The 18,458-nt window shown below is 72.6% G+C and carries 21 protein-coding genes; 14 read left to right on the top strand and 7 right to left on the bottom strand.

The window, feature by feature from the left end; genetic code table 11:
• Positions 1-84 precede the first annotated feature (84 nt).
• From AB0B94_RS11345 to AB0B94_RS11355, 3 genes are read left to right on the top strand one after another with little or no spacing between them, the layout of a single operon-like run.
• A complete protein-coding gene (locus AB0B94_RS11345) occupies positions 85-2,643 on the top strand; it encodes an ATP-dependent Clp protease ATP-binding subunit (RefSeq protein WP_357271773.1) in 2,559 nt (852 codons plus the stop codon).
• Complete coding sequence (locus AB0B94_RS11350; protein WP_112587428.1) at positions 2,640-2,852, top strand: hypothetical protein; 213 nt, start codon at positions 2,640-2,642, stop codon at positions 2,850-2,852. Before AB0B94_RS11345 ends, AB0B94_RS11350 begins: the two co-directional genes overlap by 4 nt.
• Positions 2,852-3,202 (top strand): DUF3140 domain-containing protein, encoded by a 351-nt coding sequence (locus AB0B94_RS11355; protein WP_238672160.1) that lies wholly within the window; start codon positions 2,852-2,854, stop codon positions 3,200-3,202. The genes AB0B94_RS11350 and AB0B94_RS11355 overlap by 1 nt, the downstream gene beginning before the upstream one ends.
• Positions 3,203-3,259: 57 nt before the next feature.
• On the opposite strand, the gene AB0B94_RS11360 is transcribed toward AB0B94_RS11355, so the two are convergent.
• From AB0B94_RS11360 to AB0B94_RS11370, 3 genes are all read right to left on the bottom strand, one after another.
• A complete protein-coding gene (locus AB0B94_RS11360; protein ID WP_124821707.1) occupies positions 3,260-3,505 on the bottom strand; it encodes a hypothetical protein in 246 nt (81 codons plus the stop codon).
• 60 nt (positions 3,506-3,565) lie between these two features.
• Entirely contained in the window at positions 3,566-4,546 is a 981-nt protein-coding gene (locus AB0B94_RS11365; protein WP_357271823.1) for a LysR family transcriptional regulator, read from the bottom strand.
• An 83-nt stretch (positions 4,547-4,629) separates the two neighbouring features.
• The gene (locus AB0B94_RS11370) at positions 4,630-5,241 is read right to left on the bottom strand and encodes a hemerythrin domain-containing protein (protein ID WP_357271833.1); all 612 of its coding nucleotides are present in this window, start codon (positions 5,239-5,241) and stop codon (positions 4,630-4,632) included.
• 148 nt (positions 5,242-5,389) lie between these two features.
• Between AB0B94_RS11370 and AB0B94_RS11375 the strand changes: the two genes are divergently transcribed.
• Both AB0B94_RS11375 and AB0B94_RS11380 read left to right on the top strand, forming a co-directional pair.
• The gene (locus AB0B94_RS11375; protein WP_355582011.1) at positions 5,390-6,718 is read left to right on the top strand and encodes a M20/M25/M40 family metallo-hydrolase; all 1,329 of its coding nucleotides are present in this window, start codon (positions 5,390-5,392) and stop codon (positions 6,716-6,718) included.
• A 58-nt stretch (positions 6,719-6,776) separates the two neighbouring features.
• A complete protein-coding gene (locus tag AB0B94_RS11380; protein ID WP_357271848.1) occupies positions 6,777-7,439 on the top strand; it encodes a hypothetical protein in 663 nt (220 codons plus the stop codon).
• Between the two features lie 51 nt (positions 7,440-7,490).
• On the opposite strand, the gene AB0B94_RS11385 is transcribed toward AB0B94_RS11380, so the two are convergent.
• The 3 genes from AB0B94_RS11385 to AB0B94_RS11395 form a co-directional block, all read right to left on the bottom strand.
• A complete protein-coding gene (locus AB0B94_RS11385) occupies positions 7,491-7,682 on the bottom strand; it encodes a DUF5703 family protein (protein ID WP_013734349.1) in 192 nt (63 codons plus the stop codon).
• 222 nt (positions 7,683-7,904) lie between these two features.
• On the bottom strand, positions 7,905-8,840 hold the full coding sequence (locus AB0B94_RS11390) for an SseB family protein (protein ID WP_357271862.1): 936 nt from the start codon (positions 8,838-8,840) through the stop codon (positions 7,905-7,907).
• Positions 8,837-9,256 (bottom strand): YbaB/EbfC family nucleoid-associated protein, encoded by a 420-nt coding sequence (locus tag AB0B94_RS11395; protein ID WP_357271879.1) that lies wholly within the window; start codon positions 9,254-9,256, stop codon positions 8,837-8,839. Before AB0B94_RS11395 ends, AB0B94_RS11390 begins: the two co-directional genes overlap by 4 nt.
• Positions 9,257-9,348: 92 nt before the next feature.
• On the opposite strand from AB0B94_RS11395, the gene AB0B94_RS11400 reads away from it, so the two are divergent.
• From AB0B94_RS11400 to AB0B94_RS11410, 3 genes are read left to right on the top strand one after another with little or no spacing between them, the layout of a single operon-like run.
• A complete protein-coding gene (locus AB0B94_RS11400; RefSeq protein ID WP_357271887.1) occupies positions 9,349-9,681 on the top strand; it encodes a hypothetical protein in 333 nt (110 codons plus the stop codon).
• A complete protein-coding gene (locus AB0B94_RS11405; RefSeq protein WP_357271893.1) occupies positions 9,678-10,739 on the top strand; it encodes a WXG100 family type VII secretion target in 1,062 nt (353 codons plus the stop codon). The genes AB0B94_RS11400 and AB0B94_RS11405 overlap by 4 nt, the downstream gene beginning before the upstream one ends.
• Positions 10,740-10,752: 13 nt before the next feature.
• A complete protein-coding gene (locus AB0B94_RS11410) occupies positions 10,753-11,658 on the top strand; it encodes a hypothetical protein (protein ID WP_357271900.1) in 906 nt (301 codons plus the stop codon).
• 13 nt (positions 11,659-11,671) lie between these two features.
• On the opposite strand, the gene AB0B94_RS11415 is transcribed toward AB0B94_RS11410, so the two are convergent.
• A complete protein-coding gene (locus tag AB0B94_RS11415) occupies positions 11,672-12,643 on the bottom strand; it encodes an aldo/keto reductase (protein WP_238672169.1) in 972 nt (323 codons plus the stop codon).
• A 186-nt stretch (positions 12,644-12,829) separates the two neighbouring features.
• On the opposite strand from AB0B94_RS11415, the gene AB0B94_RS11420 reads away from it, so the two are divergent.
• The 6 genes from AB0B94_RS11420 (at position 12,830) to mshC (ending at position 18,378) form a co-directional block, all read left to right on the top strand.
• Complete coding sequence (locus AB0B94_RS11420; RefSeq protein WP_357271924.1) at positions 12,830-13,882, top strand: LLM class F420-dependent oxidoreductase; 1,053 nt, start codon at positions 12,830-12,832, stop codon at positions 13,880-13,882.
• The gene (locus tag AB0B94_RS11425; RefSeq protein WP_238672170.1) at positions 13,879-14,715 is read left to right on the top strand and encodes an undecaprenyl-diphosphate phosphatase; all 837 of its coding nucleotides are present in this window, start codon (positions 13,879-13,881) and stop codon (positions 14,713-14,715) included. Before AB0B94_RS11420 ends, AB0B94_RS11425 begins: the two co-directional genes overlap by 4 nt.
• Before the next feature lie 102 nt (positions 14,716-14,817).
• Complete coding sequence (locus tag AB0B94_RS11430; RefSeq protein ID WP_357271938.1) at positions 14,818-15,531, top strand: MSMEG_4193 family putative phosphomutase; 714 nt, start codon at positions 14,818-14,820, stop codon at positions 15,529-15,531.
• A 145-nt stretch (positions 15,532-15,676) separates the two neighbouring features.
• Positions 15,677-16,258, top strand: coding sequence for a DUF3090 domain-containing protein (locus tag AB0B94_RS11435; RefSeq protein WP_357232892.1), 582 nt, complete (start codon positions 15,677-15,679; stop codon positions 16,256-16,258).
• The gene (locus tag AB0B94_RS11440) at positions 16,255-17,073 is read left to right on the top strand and encodes an SCO1664 family protein (RefSeq protein ID WP_357271945.1); all 819 of its coding nucleotides are present in this window, start codon (positions 16,255-16,257) and stop codon (positions 17,071-17,073) included. Before AB0B94_RS11435 ends, AB0B94_RS11440 begins: the two co-directional genes overlap by 4 nt.
• A gap of 66 nt (positions 17,074-17,139) precedes the next feature.
• Complete coding sequence (gene mshC / locus AB0B94_RS11445; RefSeq protein WP_357271952.1) at positions 17,140-18,378, top strand: cysteine--1-D-myo-inosityl 2-amino-2-deoxy-alpha-D-glucopyranoside ligase; 1,239 nt, start codon at positions 17,140-17,142, stop codon at positions 18,376-18,378.
• The last annotated feature ends 80 nt before the right edge of the window (positions 18,379-18,458 follow it).

An 18,458-nucleotide genomic window follows, 5' to 3' on the forward strand; every position in this document is an offset into this window, starting at 1 on the left:
GTCCTCCGCCACCTGCGGCGTTTGTCGGGGCGCGCGCCGGGTAGCCCTTGCCGACCGTGCCGAGCCCTACTGCGGAGGACAGACATGATGGGACCCGGTGACATCGGCTCCGACCCGTGGGACGAATTCCTGGCCAGGTACTTCGGCCGGGGCGAGGGAGGGCGCCGACCGCCGCACCGGGTCGACATCACCCGACTGATGACGGCCGACGCCCGGGAGATGCTCGCCGACGCGGCCCGCCGGGCCGCGCAACGGCAGAGCAGCGACCTGGACACCGACCACCTGCTCTGGGCGGCGCTGCAACGCGAACCGCTGCGTGACCTGGTACGCCGGGCCGGGGCTGACCCGGACACCCTGCTCAACGCCCTCGGCGGGAAGGGCGACGGCGCGCCGCGCGGGGAGGTGCCGCCCAACCTGTCGTTGACCCCCGCCGCCAAGCGGGCGCTGCTCGACGCCCATCAGCTGTCCCGGGCGATGGGCGCCAACTACATCGGCCCCGAGCACATCCTGATGGCGCTGCCGCTCAACCCGGAGTCGCCGGCCGGGCGGATGCTGGCCGCCGGCCGGATCCAACCGGAGTCGTTGCAGGCCGCCAACGCCGAGCGCGGGCCGATGACCGGGCCGAAGCCGGACCGCGGCACCCCCACCCTGGACCAGTACGGGCAGGACCTCACCGACCTGGCCCGCAACGACCAGATCGACCCGGTGATCGGGCGGGCCGACGAGATCGAGCAGGCGGTGGAGATCCTGTCCCGGCGGACCAAGAACAACCCGGTGTTGATCGGCGAGGCCGGCGTCGGCAAGACCGCCATCGTCGAGGGGCTGGCCGAACGGATCTGCGACGGCGACGTACCGCAGACCCTGCTCGGCAAGCGGGTCGTCCAGCTCGACCTGGCCGGCCTGGTCGCCGGCACCCGCTACCGGGGCGACTTCGAGGAACGGCTGAAGAAGGTGATCGACGAGATCCGGGCGCACCGGGACGAGTTGATCATCTTCATGGACGAGATCCACACCCTGGTCGGGGCCGGTGGTGCCGGCAGCGAGGGCGGGATGGACGCGTCCAACATGCTCAAACCCGCCCTCGCTCGCGGCGAGCTGCGGGTGATCGGGGCGACGACGCTGGACGAGTACCGCAAGAGCATCGAGAAGGATGCCGCCCTGGCCCGGCGCTTCCAGCCGGTGCTGGTGCCCGAGCCCAGCGTCGACGACACCATCGCCATCCTGCGCGGGCTGCGCGACCGGTACGAGGCCCACCACCAGGTGCGCTTCACCGACGAGGCGCTGGTCTCGGCCGCCGAGCTGTCCGACCGGTACGTCACCGACCGGTTCCTGCCGGACAAGGCCATCGACCTCATCGACCAGGCCGGCGCCCGGGTGCGGTTGCGCACCCGCACCCCCGCGTCCGACGTGCGCGAGCTGGAGCAGGAACTCGACGACGTGCGCCGGGACAAGGAACAGGCCGTCACCGACGAGCAGTACGAGCGGGCCTCCGCGCTGCGTGACCGGATCGCCGAGTTGGAGGAGAACATCCGTCGCGCGAACGGCGAGGACGGCTCGTCCAACTCCCAGGTGCCCGAGGTGGGCCCCAAGGAGATCGCCGAGGTGGTCTCCCGGGCCACCGGCATCCCGGTCAGCCAGCTCACCGAGGAGGAACGCGACCGGCTGCTGCGCCTGGAGGGTCACCTGCACCAGAAGGTGGTCGGTCAGGACGACGCGGTCACCGCCGTCGCCGAGGCGGTGCGCCGTTCCCGGGCCGGGCTTGCCGACCCGGAGCGGCCGATGGGCAGCTTCCTGTTCCTCGGCCCGACCGGTGTCGGCAAGACCGAGTTGGCGCGGGCCCTGGCCGAGGCGTTGTTCGGCGAGGCGGACCGGATGGTCCGGGTGGACATGAGCGAGTTCCAGGAGCGGCACACAGTCAGTCGGCTGGTCGGCGCGCCGCCCGGATACGTCGGGTACGAGGAGGCCGGTCAGCTCACCGAGGCGGTGCGTCGCCGCCCGTACGCGGTGGTGCTGCTCGACGAGATCGAGAAGGCTCACCCGGACGTGTTCAACATCCTGCTCCAGGTGCTCGACGACGGGCGGCTCACCGACAGCCAGGGTCGCACTGTGAACTTCAAGAACACCGTCCTGATCATGACAAGCAACCTCGGCTCCGAGCTGATCACCGGCGCCCAGCGCTCGGTCGGCTTCGGCAGCGGGGACGTGGGCAGCGAGCAGGAGAGCAACGAGCTGCGGGAGCGGCTCATGCGTCGCCTGCAGGAGAACTTCCGCCCGGAGTTCCTCAACCGCATCGACGAGGTCATCATCTTCCGCCGGCTGGAGGCCGAGCAGCTGCGCGACATCACCGCGCTGCTGCTGGAGGAGACCCGCCGCCGGATGCACGCCCAGGACCTGCAGGTGGAGTTCACCACCGCCGGCATCGACTGGCTCGCCGAACACGGCTACCAGCCGGAGTTCGGTGCCCGCCCGCTGCGCCGGGTGATCCAGCGCGAGGTGGACAACCACCTGTCCCGGATGCTGCTGGAGTCGGCGATCTCACCGGGGCAGAAGGTCACTGTGGACGTCCGCGACGGCGCGCTCAGCTTCGACGTGACAGCGGGCGAGCGGGGGTACACCGCCGCCACGACCACACACCCGCGATGAGCGGGCCGGCGCGAAGGGACGAACACGAGGACCCGCACCAGCCCGCGGAGTCCGCGAAACCCCGGGACGAGGACGACCATCCCGACCCGATCCTGGCGCCGCCCACCGCGAACCCCCGCCGCACGCGGGTGCCCGCGGAGGGACTGCATCCCAAGACCGACCAGGACGACCCGGAGACGTCCGGGCCGCCGCCCGGAGAGGAGACCTGATGGTACGCGAAGCGCGGCTCGACCCCGAGGTGGAAGTGCTCTGGGAGGACTTCCACGCCGAGGTCAACGTCCCGTCGGAGCAGCTGCGGACCTGGCTGCTGACCCGGGGTTCGGGGGAGGAGTCGTTCAGCCCGAACCCGAACCTCGACCTGCCCCAGCCCGGCCGGGAGATCCTCAAGGTGCTCAACAAGCGCAAGGTGGACCTCACCCCGGAGGACATCGAGGTGATGCGGGAGGCGGTCGAGCGGATCCGCGAGTTGATGGACGCCAAGCCGTCGCGCGGCAACGCCGACGACAGCTGGCGGCACTCCCTGCTGGACCTGGGTCACGACCCGCTCGTCGAACTCTGAGCGAGGTTCACCCGCGATGGTGCCGCCCCGAACCCGGGACGGCACCGTCGCGGCGCGCTACTGGCCCTGGTCGGGCTCCAGGCTGCCGATGGTCAGACCCGCCGCGTCGGCGGCGGCGTCCCGGTCGCCGCGGGTCTGGTCCTCCCGGGTGAGCAGGTTCGCGTACTCGGTCACGTCGGCCGGGTCGGGCACCGTCGGCAGGCGGCGCAGGAACGCCTCCACCGCACGGGTGGCGGCGGTGTGCGCGGCAGCCGCCTGGCGCAGCAGTTCGCGGTCGTCGGCGGGCGGGTAGAGGTCGGTCATGTCCGCCAGATACCCGGCCCACGGCGGTTCGCACCGCCAGCGGCCGGGAATACCGGCCGATCAGCCCGGTCGTACCCCGCTGGGGTGCCGGACGCCGAACCCCGGGTTGTGGGGCAGCCAGGCCAGGTACGCCGGGTGCGGCGCCAACGAGTCGACGTACGCCGCCTTGGCCGTTGCCAGCACCAGTTCCGAGCCCTGGGCGGCGGGGGAGTCCGGATGCCAGCCGAGCAGCAGCCGCCAGCGCAGCGGCGTCCCGGCGAGTTGACGGGTGACCAGACCACTCACCGGGCGGAACGTCGCCTGGCACAGGGCCACCGCCACGCCGGCTTCCACCAGGTCGACGCAGCCGCGGATGTCGGTCTCGTACACCTTGCGGGGGGTGAAGCCGGCGCGGGCGCAGGCGGCGGCGAAGCAGTCGGCGAAGCAGCCGTCACCCGGCGCCGCGACCCACTGCTCGTGGCGCAGGTCGGCCAGGCGGACCTCGTCCTGCGCCGCGAGGGGGTGGGTCTCCGGCAGCAGCACCAGCACCGGGTCGACGGCCACCTCCTGCCAGCTCAACCCGAACCCGGCCGACGGGCTGGCGTCACCGCACACACCGGCCAGCACGAAGTCCAGCCGACCGCCCGCCACCAACTGCGCCAACTCGTCCACCGACCAGGACGCGTACGTGGTGATCTGGGCGGGCGGCTGCTCGGCCGCCAACCGGTGCACCAACCGACCCAGGATCGGGCTGTTCACTCCGCCGAACCGGTAGCACGGCGGGGTGTCGCCGGCCCCGGCCAGCCGGGCGGCCTCGTCCTGCAACCCCTTCATCGCCGGCAGCAGCACCCGGGCGCGGGCCAGCACCAGCTCACCGAGCGCTGTGGGTCGGGCCCCGCGCCGGTCCCTGTCGAACAGCGGGCCGCCCAGCGTCCGTTCGATGCGTTGGAGCTGGGCGGTGAGCGCCGGCTGGGCCAGGCCGAGCGCCGAGGCCGCCTTCGTCACACTTCCCGTCTCCGCGATCGCGCAGACCACCCGCAGGTGACGCAGCTCCAGGTTCATAGGGTGACGGTAGGACCACGTGTCTGCTGGCGGAATAGCCCGAGCGGATCGGTGATAATGAATGCATTGCCGGCGGCCGCCGGTCACCGGTCGCGCGGTGGCTCCGGCAGGTCCGCCAGGTACGTCGGCCGCCGGGTCACCGCGTCGAGGACCTTGTCCACCACCCCGACCGCCGGCTCCACGATCCGGTTCCACGGAGGGGTAGCCGGCGTGCCCGGGTGCGGTCGGGTCGGCGCGGCCTCCTCGGCGATCTCCAACCGGTTGCCGAGCCGGATCAGCTCCTCCTCGGTCGCGACAGCGCGCAGCTCGGTGACCAGCGCGCCGACCCCGTCGACATGCCGGCGGACCCGCTCGGCGACCTCGGTCAGCGCCTCGTCCGTCAGCCCTTTCAGGGCGCTCAGCAGGGCCGCGTCGGCGTTGATCTCCGCGTCCACCCGCTCGGCGGCCGTCGGCAGCGCCGCGCGGACCGCCGGCAGCAGGTACTGCTCCTCGGCGGACAGGTGCCGCGACAGCGCGGCGGTGAGCACCGCCAACCCCTCCTGCGGCGTGGTGTCCGGGCCGGAGAGTTGGTCCAGCAGCGCCAGCAGTTGCCGGTGCTCCCGGTCGACGATGTCGGCGATGCTGCGACCGGCGGGTCGGTAGCCCTCCTCGGGTGCGGGCGCGGGCGGCAGCGGCGGCAGGGGAACAGCGGACATGGTGCCCTCCTCGACTGGCGGGCGGAAGCTCCGGCAGGGACGTTCGGTCGTGGGCGGCGGTACCCGAACGCGGCCAACGCGAAACCGGCCCGTCGATGCGTCCACCCGCGCCGGCCTGTCGAGCGGCCCGGGCTGGTATGAAGAGGCGATGACGAGCGATGCCGCCTCCGCCCTGCCCGACCCCACCGCAGAGGTCGTGGACCTCTGCCGCGACCTGCTGCGCATCGACACCACCAACACCGGTGACAACGACACCAGCGTCGGCGAGCGCCGCGCGGCCGAGTACGTGGCGGAGAAGCTCGCCGAGGTGGGCGTGGAGTCCGTCCTGCACGAGTCCGCGCCCGGCCGGGCGAACGTGGTGGCCCGCATCCCGGGCGCCGACCCGAGCCGGGGCGCGCTGCTGGTGCACGGCCACCTGGACGTGGTGCCCGCCGACGCCGACGAGTGGTCGGTGGGCCCGTTCTCCGGTGAGCTGCGCGACGGGTACCTCTGGGGCCGGGGCGCCATCGACATGAAGGACTTCGACGCGATGGTGCTCGCCGTGGTGCGGCACTGGCAGCGCACCGGCGTACGGCCGCCACGCGACATCGTGCTCGCGTACACCGCCGACGAGGAGGCGGGCAGCGACTACGGCGCGCGGTTCCTGGTGGACAACCACCGGGGCCTCTTCGACGGCTGCACCGAGGCGATCGGCGAGGTCGGTGGCTTCTCCTACTCGGTCAACGACAGTCAGCGGCTCTACCTCATCGAGACCGCCGAGAAGGGCATCGACTGGCTGCGGCTGCACGCCAAGGGTCGCCCCGGGCACGGCTCGATGATGCACGACGACAACGCCGTCACCGCGCTCGCCGAGGCGGTCGCCCGGATCGGCCGGCACCGCTTCCCGGTGGTGGTCACCGACACCGTGCGGGCCTTCCTGACCGAGGTCTCCGACCTGCTCGGCATCGAGTTGGACCCGGACGACCCGGAGACGGCCATCGCGAAGCTCGGCCCCATCGCCAACATCATCGGCGCGACCATCCGCAACACCGCCAACCCGACCCGGTTGAGCGCCGGCTACAAGGACAACGTCATCCCCGGCCGGGCCACCGCCACCATCGACTGCCGCAGCCTGCCCGGCCAGTCCGAGCTGCTGGAGCGGCAGCTGCGCGAGCTGGTCGGCCCGGACATCGCGATCGAGTACGTCCAGCGGCAACCGGCACTGGAGACCACCTTCGACGGTGACCTGGTCGAGGCCATGTCGGCGGCCCTGCGCGCGGAGGACCCGGGGGCGCGGCCCGTTCCGTACATGCTCTCCGGGGGCACCGACGCCAAGGCGTTCTCGCAGCTCGGCATCCGCTGCTTCGGCTTCGCCCCGCTGCGGCTGCCCGCCGACCTGAACTTCTCGGCGTTGTTCCACGGCATCGACGAGCGCGTTCCGGTGGACGGACTACAGTTCGGCGTGCGGGTTCTCGACCGGTTCCTCCGCACCTGCTAGTCGTGTCCGGCGGTGGCCGTCGGCGCGCAACCTCCCCATCGTGAAGGGACTGCCCCACATGACCGACCAGCATGGTGAGCTGGACGCCGCTCTCGAGCGGGTGATCGAAGCGGCCCGCCACCACCTGGCCGCCGTACGCGCCGCGCAGGGCCGCGTCGACGACGACGACGTCTGGCAGGCGTATGTGGCGTTGAACAACGCCTCCTTCGCGTACGACGAGCGACTGCTCGACGCCTTCGGCGAGGTGACGCCGTGGGATGTCGACTCGATCGACCCGGACGAGGCCGACGAGCGTTTCGGCGGCGGCGAGGGTGCCGAGGCCAGCGACCCGCACCCCCGGGTGATCTCGGTGCGTCAGCGTCGTGACTACCGGGTGCCGAGCATCGCCGCGCTGCTGCGGGTTGCCGAGGCGGCCCGCCGCGAGGGCACCCCGGAGGACGACGAGCCGGCCCCGGTGGAGGGCGTCGGCGAGGCGGTGCTGGAGCTGCTGCAGAGTGGTGACGGCTCGCTCGGCGCGTTGGACGTCCCCGAGTTGGAGCCGCTCGACGGGGTGGTCATGGTCAGCGAGGTGGGCACTCCTGTCGATCTGGAGTCGTTCGACGACGACGACGCGGTTGGCCCGTTCCAGCCGGCTGTCGACGACCGGCTGGTCGGCCGGCTCGACGAGCACCCGTTCCTGGAGCTCGACGACGACCACGACCACGCCGGGCACCAGCACTAGGCCGGGTGTCGCCCGGGGCCGACTCCGGCCTCGGGCGGCACCGCCCGGTCGTCAGTACGACAGACCCGGCTGCGGCTGGTTGACCCGCCGACGACGCAGCACCACCTGCCGCGTGCCGTCCCGGTACAGCCGCACCCGGGCCAACTCCCATCCGGAGAACTCCGCCTGGATCGCCAACTGCGCCGCGGCGGTCAACCGGTCGACGTTCGGCGGCAGCCGCAGTGGCGCGTACTCGTAGTCCATGCCCTCCATGCTGCCCAGCCCAGCGGCCGTTCGCCACCCCCTCCGGAGTGACCAACGACGCCACAGCGGGCGGTTCGTCCCGCCCCGCCCCTCCGTGCCGCCCCGCGTCCCCGTCGCGTCGATCTTGCAGTTCCTGTCGCCGAGATGAGTGGAACGCTCCGTATGTCGCGACAGCAATCGCAAGATCGCGGGAGAGGGCGTCGTCGCGGCTGGGCGGGGGTGTCAGGCTGTGGGGACGTTTGCCGTCAGGAGGGCGGCGAGGGCCGGGGCGGCCAGGGCGAGCGCCCGAGGGCTGCCCGGGTCGACCGCCAGCCCCCAGGACGGGTCCGGCCAGTCCTCGAACAGCTCGGCGCAGGGCAGCGCCACGAACGGCACCCCGTCCCCGGCGAACGCGGCGAGCGCCCCCGGCGAGGTGAAGACCGGCAGCAGCGGCGCGCCGGTCGCGTCGCCGACCACCGTCCACGGGAAGCCGGCGTCCGGCGTCGGTTCCCCGGCGAGGGGGACGCACACGGTGGCACCGGCCAGCGCTGCGAGGTAGCCGGGCAGGTCACGTCGGTCGACGGCGGCGGCGAGCCGCCCCACCACCGCCGGCTCCGCCGCCTCGGCGGGTGTCACCCCGGCCGGAGCCGCCCCGACCTGGGCCACCCCGACCGTTGCCGGCCGGGCGACCGGCACCGCCGCCGATCCGGGGGCGACCGGCGGGACTGCCGGGACACGGCCGGCGGCTGGCGGCTGCGCTGGGCCTGAGCCAGGGCCGGCGGCTGGCGGCTCGGCTGCGGCACGACGCGCGTTTGGCGGCGCTGTCGGGCCGGAGCCGGCGGCCGGCGGCACCGGCCGGCAGGAGAGCGTGCCGGGTTCGTCGGTCAACACCTCGGCGGCGGTACGGGTCACGAACACACTGAGCCGCTCCACCTGCTCCGGAGTGCGCGCTGCCTCGTACCACCAGCCCTGCTCGCCGGTCGGGCGGTGCCAGCCGAGCGCGGCCAGGCGTGCCTCGTCGTGGCCGGGGCAGATCACCCGCACCACCTGGCGGCGCACCAGCAGTCGGATTCCGCGCGAACCGGCGGAGAGCTCCAGGTCGGTGTCCCGGTCGCAACGGGCGACGGTGTCCCGCAGCCGAGCGGCGATCTCCGGCCAGGTCGGCGACGGCGACGTCACGCCGGAGCGCCCGGCAGGCGGTCGTCCAGCCGCCCGAGCCGGGCCACTGTCTCCTCCAGTCGGCCCAGCGCCGAGAAGTCCCCCGGCGTGCCGAACAGGTCGCCGAGCCCCGCGCCGAGCGCGACGTCCAACCCCTCGGTGTGCTCGTCGACGTGCCCGGAGGCGACCTCACGAGCCCGCCGGTACGCGTCGAGCACCAACTCGGCCACCCCCTCCGTGCCGGCGCGCAGGGCGGCGGGCGCGAGGGTGAGGCCGGTCAGCGCGCCGGTGGCGTCGACGGTCGCCGAGACCAGGCCGCTCTCGTCGACAGCGGTGCCGGACAGCTCGGCCAGGTCGTCGCGGAGACCCGCGAACCGGCGTTCGATGTCGGCGATCCGCACGGCGAGCGCGTCGAACGCGGACGTCGGGTCCGTCATGAGATTCCTCCCCGTGGATCGTGCGACCGGGTGGTGCCCGGTGGCCGGGAGATCGTATCGTCGGTGCGCTCGACTCATGGGGGAGGAACGGCATGCCACCGGATATCGATGTCGACGTGCAGGCGGTCCGTCGACTGGAGACAGCCGCCAAGCAGGTAGCCAGCTCGCTGGCCGCGTTGCAGGGGCAGATCGTCTCGGCTGGCGACGTGCCGTCGGGCGCCTTCGGCCACCTGCCGTTCGCCAGCGACATGCTCCGCGACAAGTACGCCGAGCAGGTTTCCGGCGGCAAGGAGTTGTTCGCCGCCGCGAGCGCCGCGTTCGGCCGGGTCGCCACGGCGCTGGGCGACACTGTCGAGGCGTACGAGCACAACGAACGGGACCTCGACGCCGGGTTCAAGGCCATCCAGTCGGGGCTGCCCGGATGAGCGGCCCGGCCGGCAGCGCCGTCCAACTGTGGAACGGCCTGGACAGCGCGCTCTCCGGGGTGCAGGACGCCGTCGACAGTGTCTGCCGCACCCTGGCCTGGCCGCTGATCCAGCTCGTCGAGCTGGTCGACGGCGAGCCCGCCGTGCTGCGCGCGAAGGCCGCCGAGTGGGACGCGCTGGCCGCGCAGGTCCGCGACCTGGCGCAGGGGCACCGCGGGGCCCGGGAGTCCGCGCAGGCCGGTTGGCGCTCACCGTCCGGTGTGGCGTACGGCCAGCGGTTGGCCGAGGTGGAGCAGCAGCTCCTCGACGTCGCCGAGCAGTTCGCCGCGACCGCGGAGTACCTGCGCAGCGTCGCCGACGGCCTGCAGACCGTGCACGACGTGCTCGTGGACCTCTGCGTGGAGTTCGTGAACTTCCTCCTGGTGACGCTGGTGACGGCGTTGCTGATGGCCCCGGTCACCATGGGCGCGTCCTGGGCGGCCGGCGTGGGCGTGGCCGTGACCAGGGGCCTGATCGTGTTCTCCCGGGCTCTGAAGGTCATGCGGCCACTGGCGACACACCTTCAGAAGGTCATCCGCCTGCTGCAGCGGGTCATACTGTATCTGCGCAAGCTGCAGGCGCACCTGGACAAGCTGGTCAAGATGCAGGACAAGCTGCTCACCGGCCGGAAGTACGCCGACAAGCGGCACGCCGCCGGCAAGGCCGACAAGTGGTTCCACAAGATCTTCGACCCGACGAAGGGCACCTACAAGCTGGGCAAGTCGGGTTCCCCGTTCGACATGGGCACCCTTGAGCGGGCCGCCGCGCTGCGGGCGCACGGGGTCGCCGACGGTGCCCGGGTGGTCGCCCGGGACTGGGCGACCCACCTGCCGTGGAACGTGCCGAACTCGGTCGTGCACGGCGTCACCTGGGGGACCGTCGCGTTGACCAGCGGGCTCTCCGTTCCCGGCAGCGACCAGGTCGGCGACCAAATCGACCAGGCGGTGCAGGGCGGGGCGGACTGGATCGACCAGAATGTCTTCGGGCAACCACCGGCGGGCCAGCCGGCGGGCCGCTAGGGAGGAACGCGTGATGTCAGGGGAGCGGGGCCGCCTCGGCCGGTTCACCGACGCCGTGCTCGGCGGCGCGCGGGCCGCCCGGGACAAGGCCCGTGAGCTGCGCGACGAGTTTCGCACCAGCGACGAACCCGAACGTGCTCTCGTCGCGCCACTGCTGCCCGGGCAGGAGCTGCGCTATGTGGGGCTCGGGCCGGTCCGCGCCCCGCAGACGCACAAGGCCGGTCGGCAGCTCGCCGATGTGATGGCCGACGAGTTCGTCGACTCGCTCGACCCGAAGGTGCTGTTCGGGCTCCTCAACATCGTCAACCCGGTGGTCTGGGTGGACGCGGTGCTGACGCCGGTCCGGATGGCCGCGGGCGTGCTGCTGCTGCCGGGCAACGCTGGCGCCCTCGCGGCCGGGGTGCCGGAGGCGGCCGAACCGGAGCCGGCCCCACCACAGCAGCGGGCGCCGCGGGTGGCGATCCCGCTCACGGCGGAGCAGGAGGCGTTCCGCGCCCTGTTCCGGCTCAGCCTGTACCGCCCGCTGGCCGACCAGCTCGCCGAGATCGCCTACCGTCGCCGGTTCGTCTTCAGCGGCGACCTCGCCACCCTCGCCGGCAGCCTGCTGCTCTTTTTGGAGCGTTACACGGGCACACCGCTGGCGGTGACCGACACCCACCTTCACCTGCTGCGGATGGGGCCCCGCCCGGACGCCGACCGGCCCGACCGGCGTCAACCGCGGGTGCTGTGGAGCGTCGAGCGCGGCCGGGTGGCCCGGATCGACTCGGAGGGGGGCGTGGGCGGTGTGACGCGTTTCCCGTCCACCATCTTCTTCGACGACGGCTCGTGGATCCGGATCGTCAACCCGGCGACCCGCGACGACCAGTCCCGGTTCCTGACCGCGATCCGCGAGCTTGCCGGGAACCGCCCGGCGCCGTGACCCGGCCGGCGGGTCAGCCGTCGCGTTCGGGGTAGCCGACCGGCACCGCGGAGACGTCGTCCAGCGCTGTGGTGATCTCCTCGGGCAGGGTGATCCGTTCCACCGCGAGCGCGCCGAGGAGCTGCCCGACAGTGCGCGCGCCGAGGATCGGCGCGGTCACGCCCGGCCGGTCCCGGATCCAGGCCAGGGCCACCTCCAGCGGCGACACCCCCAGCCCGCCGGCCGCGGTGGCCACCGCCTCCACGATGCTGGAGCAGCGCGGCTCCAGGTAGGTCGAGACGAACGGCTCGAAGTGCGGCGACGCGGCCCGGGAGTCGGCCGGACGGCCGTGCCGGTACTTGCCGGTGAGCACGCCCCGGCCCAGCGGCGACCAGGGCAGCACGCCGAGGCCGAGCGCGTCGCAGGCGGGCAGCACCTCCCGCTCCACGCCCCGCTCCAGCAGCGAATACTCCACCTGGGACGCGACCACCGGCGCCCGCCCCGGCCAGGCGGTCTGCCAGGCCGCGGCCCGCGCGGTCTGCCAGCCGGAGAAGTTCGACACCCCGACGTAGCGGACCTTGCCGCTGGCCACCGCGTGGTCCAGGGCGGCCAGGGTCTCCTCGAGGGGGGTGTCCGGGTCGTACCCGTGCACCTGGAACAGGTCGACGTGGTCGGTGCCGAGCCGGCGCAGCGACGCGTCCAACGTGCGCAGCAGGTGCCCCCGGGAGCCGTCCCGACGTCTGCCGCTGCCGGGGCGTAACCCGGCCTTCGTGGCGATCAGCAGCTCCTCACGGGGGACGAGGGAGCCCAGCAGCGAGCCGATCACCGACTCGGCGTCGCCGTCGCCGTACACGTCGGCGGTGTCGATCAGGTTGCCGCCCGCGTCGAGGTAACTCTTCAGCTGAGCGGCCGCATCGTCGGCGTCGGTGTCCCGGCCCCAGGTCATGGTGCCGAGCGCGAGCCGGGAAACCGCCAGCCCGCTTCGGCCGAGCGGTCGCTGTTGCATGGGTGAACCTTATTTCGAACCTGCCGCCACGGATATCCTCGCTCCCGTATCTCTGCCGGTTCTGCCGGTTCCGCCGCCCCGGGCTGCCCCGATGGAGGGGGGATCAAAGGGGTCGAGCCGGTGATCGAGTCCGTTATCGGCATTGCGTAACCTGGGGCGACCTGTGCCACGGATGGGGGAGGACCAGTGCGACTCGGGCTCAGTCTCGGATACCAGACGGCGTGGAGCACACCGGCCGACCACCTGGCGCTGGCCCAGGAGGCGGACCGGCTGGGCTATTCGGTGGTCTGGGCGGCGGAGGCCTACGGCTCCGACTCGCCCAGCATGCTCGCCTGGATGGCCGGCCAGACCGAACGGATCGACGTCGGCGCCGCGGTGATGCAGATCCCCGCCCGTACGCCGGCGGCCACCGCCATGACCGCCGCCACCATCGACGCGCTCTCCGGCGGCCGGTTCCGGCTCGGCCTCGGTGTCTCCGGCCCGCAGGTCTCCGAGGGGTGGCACGGCGTGCGGTTCGCCAAGCCGCTGGCCCGCACCCGCGAGTTCGTCGACATCGTCAAGCTGGCCATCGCCCGCAAGGAGGTGGCGTACGACGGCGAGCACTACACGCTTCCGCTGCCGGACGGCCCGGGCAAGGCCCTGCGACTGGGCTTCCACCCACCCCGCGAGCACATACCGATCTACCTGGCCGCAGTCGGCCCGAAGAACCTGGAGCTGGCCGGCGAGATCGCCGACGGCTGGCTGGCAGTGTTCTACGCCCCGGAGTTCGCCGAGGAGCAGCTCGCCTCGGTGCGCGCCGGGCGGGCCACTGTCGGCAAGGAGTTGGCCGGTTTCGACGTGGTGCCGTCGGTGCCCGTGGTGATCGGCGACGACGTGGCCTCCTGCGCCGAACTCGTCCGCTGGTACGCCGCGCTCTACGTGGGCGGGATGGGCAGCCGGCAGCAGAACTTCTACAACCAGCTCGCCACCCGGATGGGCTACGGCGACGCCGCCCGCGAGGTGCAGGACCTGTACCTGGCCAAGCGCCAGCGCGACGCCGCCGCCGCCGTACCCATGGAGTTCATCGACCGCACCTCGCTGCTCGGCCCGAAGGAGCGCGTCGCCGAGCGGATGCGGGAGTACGCGGCGGCCGGCGTCACCACGCTGTCGGTGACCCTCTTCGTGGCCGACCGGGACAGCGGTGTGCAGACCCTGCGTACCGTCGCGGAGGCTCTCGACCTCTCGGGAGTTGGCGAGTGACCTGGGTCGAGGCAATCGTCCTGGGCATCGTCCAGGGACTGACCGAGTTCCTTCCGGTCAGCTCGTCGGGGCATCTGCGGATCACCTCGGCGATCTTCTTCGACCGGGACGCCGGCGCGTCGTTCACAGCGGTCACCCAGCTCGGCACCGAAGCGGCGGTGCTGATCTACTTCGCCAAGGACATCTGGCGGATCACCCGGACGTGGCTGGTGGGCATCCGGGACAAGTCGGTGCGCTCCAGCCTCGACTACCGGATGGGCTGGTACGTGATCGTCGGCTCGATCCCGATCGGGCTGTTCGGTTTCGTGTTCAAGGACCAGATCAAGACCGCCGGGCGCAACCTGTGGGTGGTGGCGACCACGCTCATCGTGTTCGCGTTCGTGTTGGCCTTCGCCGAGTACTGGGGGCGGCAGACCCGCACCCTGGAGAACTTCCGGATGAAGGACGGCATCGTGATGGGTTTCGCCCAGGCCATGGCGCTGGTGCCCGGGGTGTCCCGTTCCGGCGGCACCCTCACCGCCGGCCTGCTGCTCAACCTGACCCGCGAGGCGGCGGCCCGGTACTCGTTCCTGCTGGCCATCCCGGCGGTGGTGATGTCCGGCGTGTTCAGCCTCGGGGACGTGTTCGAACCGTCCGCCCCGGGCACGTCGGTACCCACCGTGGCCCAGACGATCGTGGCCACCGTCATCGCGTTCGGCATCGGCTACGCGGCCATCGCCTGGTTGTTGCGCTACGTCGCCCACCACACCCTGTACGTCTTCGTGCTGTACCGGGTGGCGCTGGGCACCCTGGTCCTGGCCCTGTTGCTGACCGGCGCCATCGACGCCACCTGACCGACCTGCCGACGGCCCTTGGCTCCGCCCGCGAGCGGCGCCGGGGGCCGCGGTCGTCGACCCGCCGCCCGCGGCGGCCCGGTGGGGAGCCCAGGTCATAGGGTGGTCACCGTGGCGACCCTCCTGCTTCTGCGACACGGCCGAACCACGGCGAACGCCGACGGCGGCCTGGCCGGTCGGCAACCGGTCGAGTTGGACGACACCGGACGCGCCCAGGCCACAGCGGTCGGCGAGCGGCTGCGGGCGGTGCCCCTGGCCGCCGTGGTGACCAGCCCGCTGATCCGCTGCCGGCAGACCCTGGAACTGGCGCTCCCGCAGGCCACCCCGGTGGTCGAGGACGGCCTGATCGAGTGCGACTACGGCAGCTGGGAGGGGCAGCCGCTGAAGAAGCTGGCCAAGGAGCCGCTCTGGCCGGTGGTCCAACAACACCCCAGCGCGGCGGTCTTCCCGGGTGGGGAGGCGATGGCGGCGATGGCGGCACGTGCAGTGGCGGCGGTTCGAGCCTGGGACGCCCGGGTGAACTCCGAACACGGGCCGGAGGCGGTCTGGTTGGCGTGCAGCCACGGCGATGTGATCAAGGCCATCGTGGCGGACGCGCTCGGCGTACACCTTGATGCCTTTCAGCGGATCGTGGCCGACCCGGCGTCGGTGACGGCGATCCGGTTCACGCCGCTGCGTCCGTTCCTGGTGCGGCTCAACGACACCGGTGGCGACCTGACGGCGCTGGTGCCGCCGCCGGCCAAGCGGCGTCGGCGCGCGAACCGCGTGGCCGACTCGGACGCGGCCGTCGGCGGTGGAGCGGGTGCGTCGCGGTGAGGCGCGTCACGACACCACCGTCGGTCGCGGCGTCAACGCCCGCCACGCCCGGGTGTAACCCCTGGTACGCCGGGCGCGCCGTCGCTGTGGCGATTCGCGTCGGTGGGGTGCGCGACGCCAGGGCGGGCCGGATAGGGTCGTGGGTATGACCCACCAGGTGCACGCCTTCGAACCGCCGGAGCGGTTCGTCGCCGGGACTGTCGGGCCGCCGGGGGAGCGCACGTTCTTCCTGCAGGCCCGCGGCGGCGGCAGGCTGGTCAGCGTCGCGCTGGAGAAGGTCCAGGTGTCCCTGCTCGCCGAAAAGCTGGAGGAGCTGCTCACCGAGGCGCAGCGTCGCTTCGGGGTGGACCTGCCCGAGCTGGCGCCGGTGATCGGCGACAACGAGCCGCTGGACACTCCGGTCGACGAGGAGTTCCGGGTCGGGACGCTCGGGCTGGCCTTCGACGTCGACACCGCGACAGTGGTGATCGAGGCCATCGCGGCGGGCGAGGTGGAGCCCGAGGTCGAGCTGGGCGACGAAGACGACGACGAGGACGACGACGAGGACGAAGAGCCGGACGAGGACCTGGATCGGCTCCGGGTCCGGCTCACCCCGCAGGCGACCCGCCAGTTCATCGAGCGGGCCCGGCGAGTGGTCAACGCGGGCCGGCCACCGTGCCCGCTCTGCGGCCAACCGTTGGACCCCGCCGGGCACCTCTGCCCGCGGCACAACGGTTATCACCGGTGACCTCGTCCGGCCTCCAGCCCCGCCAGGACGGCGACGCCGCGCTGCGGCTGCTGCGTGATGGCGTCCTCGACCTGGAGGGTCGGCTGGTCGACGCGTCGAACACGACCCTGCGCGGCATCCTGACCCTGGACGGGTTGACCGCCCGCTGCGTCTACAAGCCGGTCCGGGGCGAGCGCCCACTCTGGGACTTCCCCGACGGCACCCTGGCCGGTCGGGAGGTCTCGGCGTACCTGGTCTCCCGGGCCACCGGATGGGACCTGGTGCCGCCCACGGTGCTGCGGGACGGCCCGTTCGGCCCCGGCTCCTGCCAGCTGTGGATCGACGAGCCGGAGGACGCCGAACCGCTCGTCGGTTTCCTGCCCGCCGGGGAGTTGCCGCCACGCTGGATCCCGATCGCCGCGGCCCGCGACGACGACGGCGCCGCGTACGCCCTCGCCCACGCCGACGACCCACGGCTGGCCCGGCTCGCGGTGCTCGACGCGGTGCTCAACAACGCCGACCGCAAGGGTGGTCACGTGCTCGTCGGCGCCGACGACCGGATCTACGGCGTGGACCACGGGGTGAGCTTCCACGTGGAGGACAAGCTGCGCACGGTCCTCTGGGGTTGGGCCGGTAAGCGGCTGCCAGCGGACGCCGTGGAGATGCTCGACGCGCTGGCCGGGCAGGTCTCCGGTGCGCTCGGCGCGGAGTTGGCCGACCATCTGACGATCAGCGAGGTGGCCGAGGTGGCCGCCCGGGTCGACCGGCTGCGCGAGACCGGCTGCTTCCCCCAGCCTCCGGAGGACTGGCCGGCGATGCCCTGGCCGCCCATGTGACAGGCTGTCATCTTGATCACCCGTGGGGCGCTCCGGCGTTGTCGCCGGGCTGGCTAGGCTGATCCCATGGAGTCTTGGGCGGGACACGAGGTGCCACGGCTGCCGGGCAGGGGCGAGCCACTGGCGTTGTACGACACGGCGCGGCAGGGTGTCCACCCGAGCGAGCCGGCCGACGCGGGAAGCATGTACGTCTGCGGCATCACCCCGTACGACGCCACGCACCTCGGCCACGCCGCCACCATGATCACGTTCGACCTGGTGCAGCGGATGTGGCGCGACGCCGGCCGCCCGGTGCGCTACGTGCAGAACGTCACCGACATCGACGACCCACTGCTGGAGCGGGCCGCCCGCGACGGCGAGGACTGGGTGGTCCTGGCGATGCGTGAGACGGCGCTGTTCCGGGAGGACATGGAGGCGCTGCGGATCATCCCGCCGGAGCACTACGTGGGCGCTGTCGAGTCGATCCCGGACATCGCCGACAAGGTCGAGGTGCTGCTCAAGGACGGCGCCGCGTACCGGCTCGACGACGGCACCGGCGACGTCTACTTCGACATCTCCGCCACGCCCCGCTTCGGCTACGAGTCGAACCTGACCCGCGAGCAGATGCTGGAGATCTTCCCCGAGCGCGGCGGCGACCCCGATCGGGCCAGGAAACGCGACCCGCTCGACCCGCTGCTGTGGCGCGGCGCCCGCGAGGGCGAGCCGTCCTGGCCGGGTGGCGACCTGGGTCCGGGCCGCCCCGGCTGGCACATCGAGTGCGCGGTGATCGCGCTCAACCTGCTCGGCGACCGGATCGACGTGCAGGGCGGCGGCAACGACCTGTTGTTCCCGCACCACGAGGCCTCCGCCGCGCACGCCGAGCGGCTCACCGGCCAGGCGCCGTTCGCCGAGCACTACGTGCACGCCGGCATGATCGGTCTGGACGGCGAGAAGATGTCCAAGTCCCGCGGCAACCTGGTCTTCGTGTCCCGGTTGCGCGCCGACAAGGTCGACCCGATGGCGATCCGGCTGGCGCTGATCTCCGGGCACTACCGCAGCGACCGCACCTGGACCGACGACCTGCTCACCGCCGCGTACGAGCGCCTGGACCGTTGGCGGCGGGCCGCCGCCGCGCCCGCCGGGCCGTCCGGGGCTGAGCTGCTGGCCGAGGTACGCGCACGCCTGGCCGACGACCTGGACACCCCCGGAGCCCTGGCCGCAGCCGACCGTTGGGCCGAGGCCACCCTCGCCGGTGCCACCGACGATCCCGATGCGCCAGCCCTCTTCGCGAAGACTGTCGACGCCCTCCTGGGCATCCGCCTCTGACCGTGCGTTTCGCTCTGTCGTGATCGACTCGGGTTCCTTGAGGTCGGGGTGTCCCGGCCGGTGCGCTGCCCCGGTTTCCA

The sequence above is a fragment of the Micromonospora sp. NPDC048986 genome (genome assembly GCF_040649335.1).
GTDB classification, from domain to species: domain Bacteria; phylum Actinomycetota; class Actinomycetes; order Mycobacteriales; family Micromonosporaceae; genus Micromonospora; species Micromonospora alfalfae.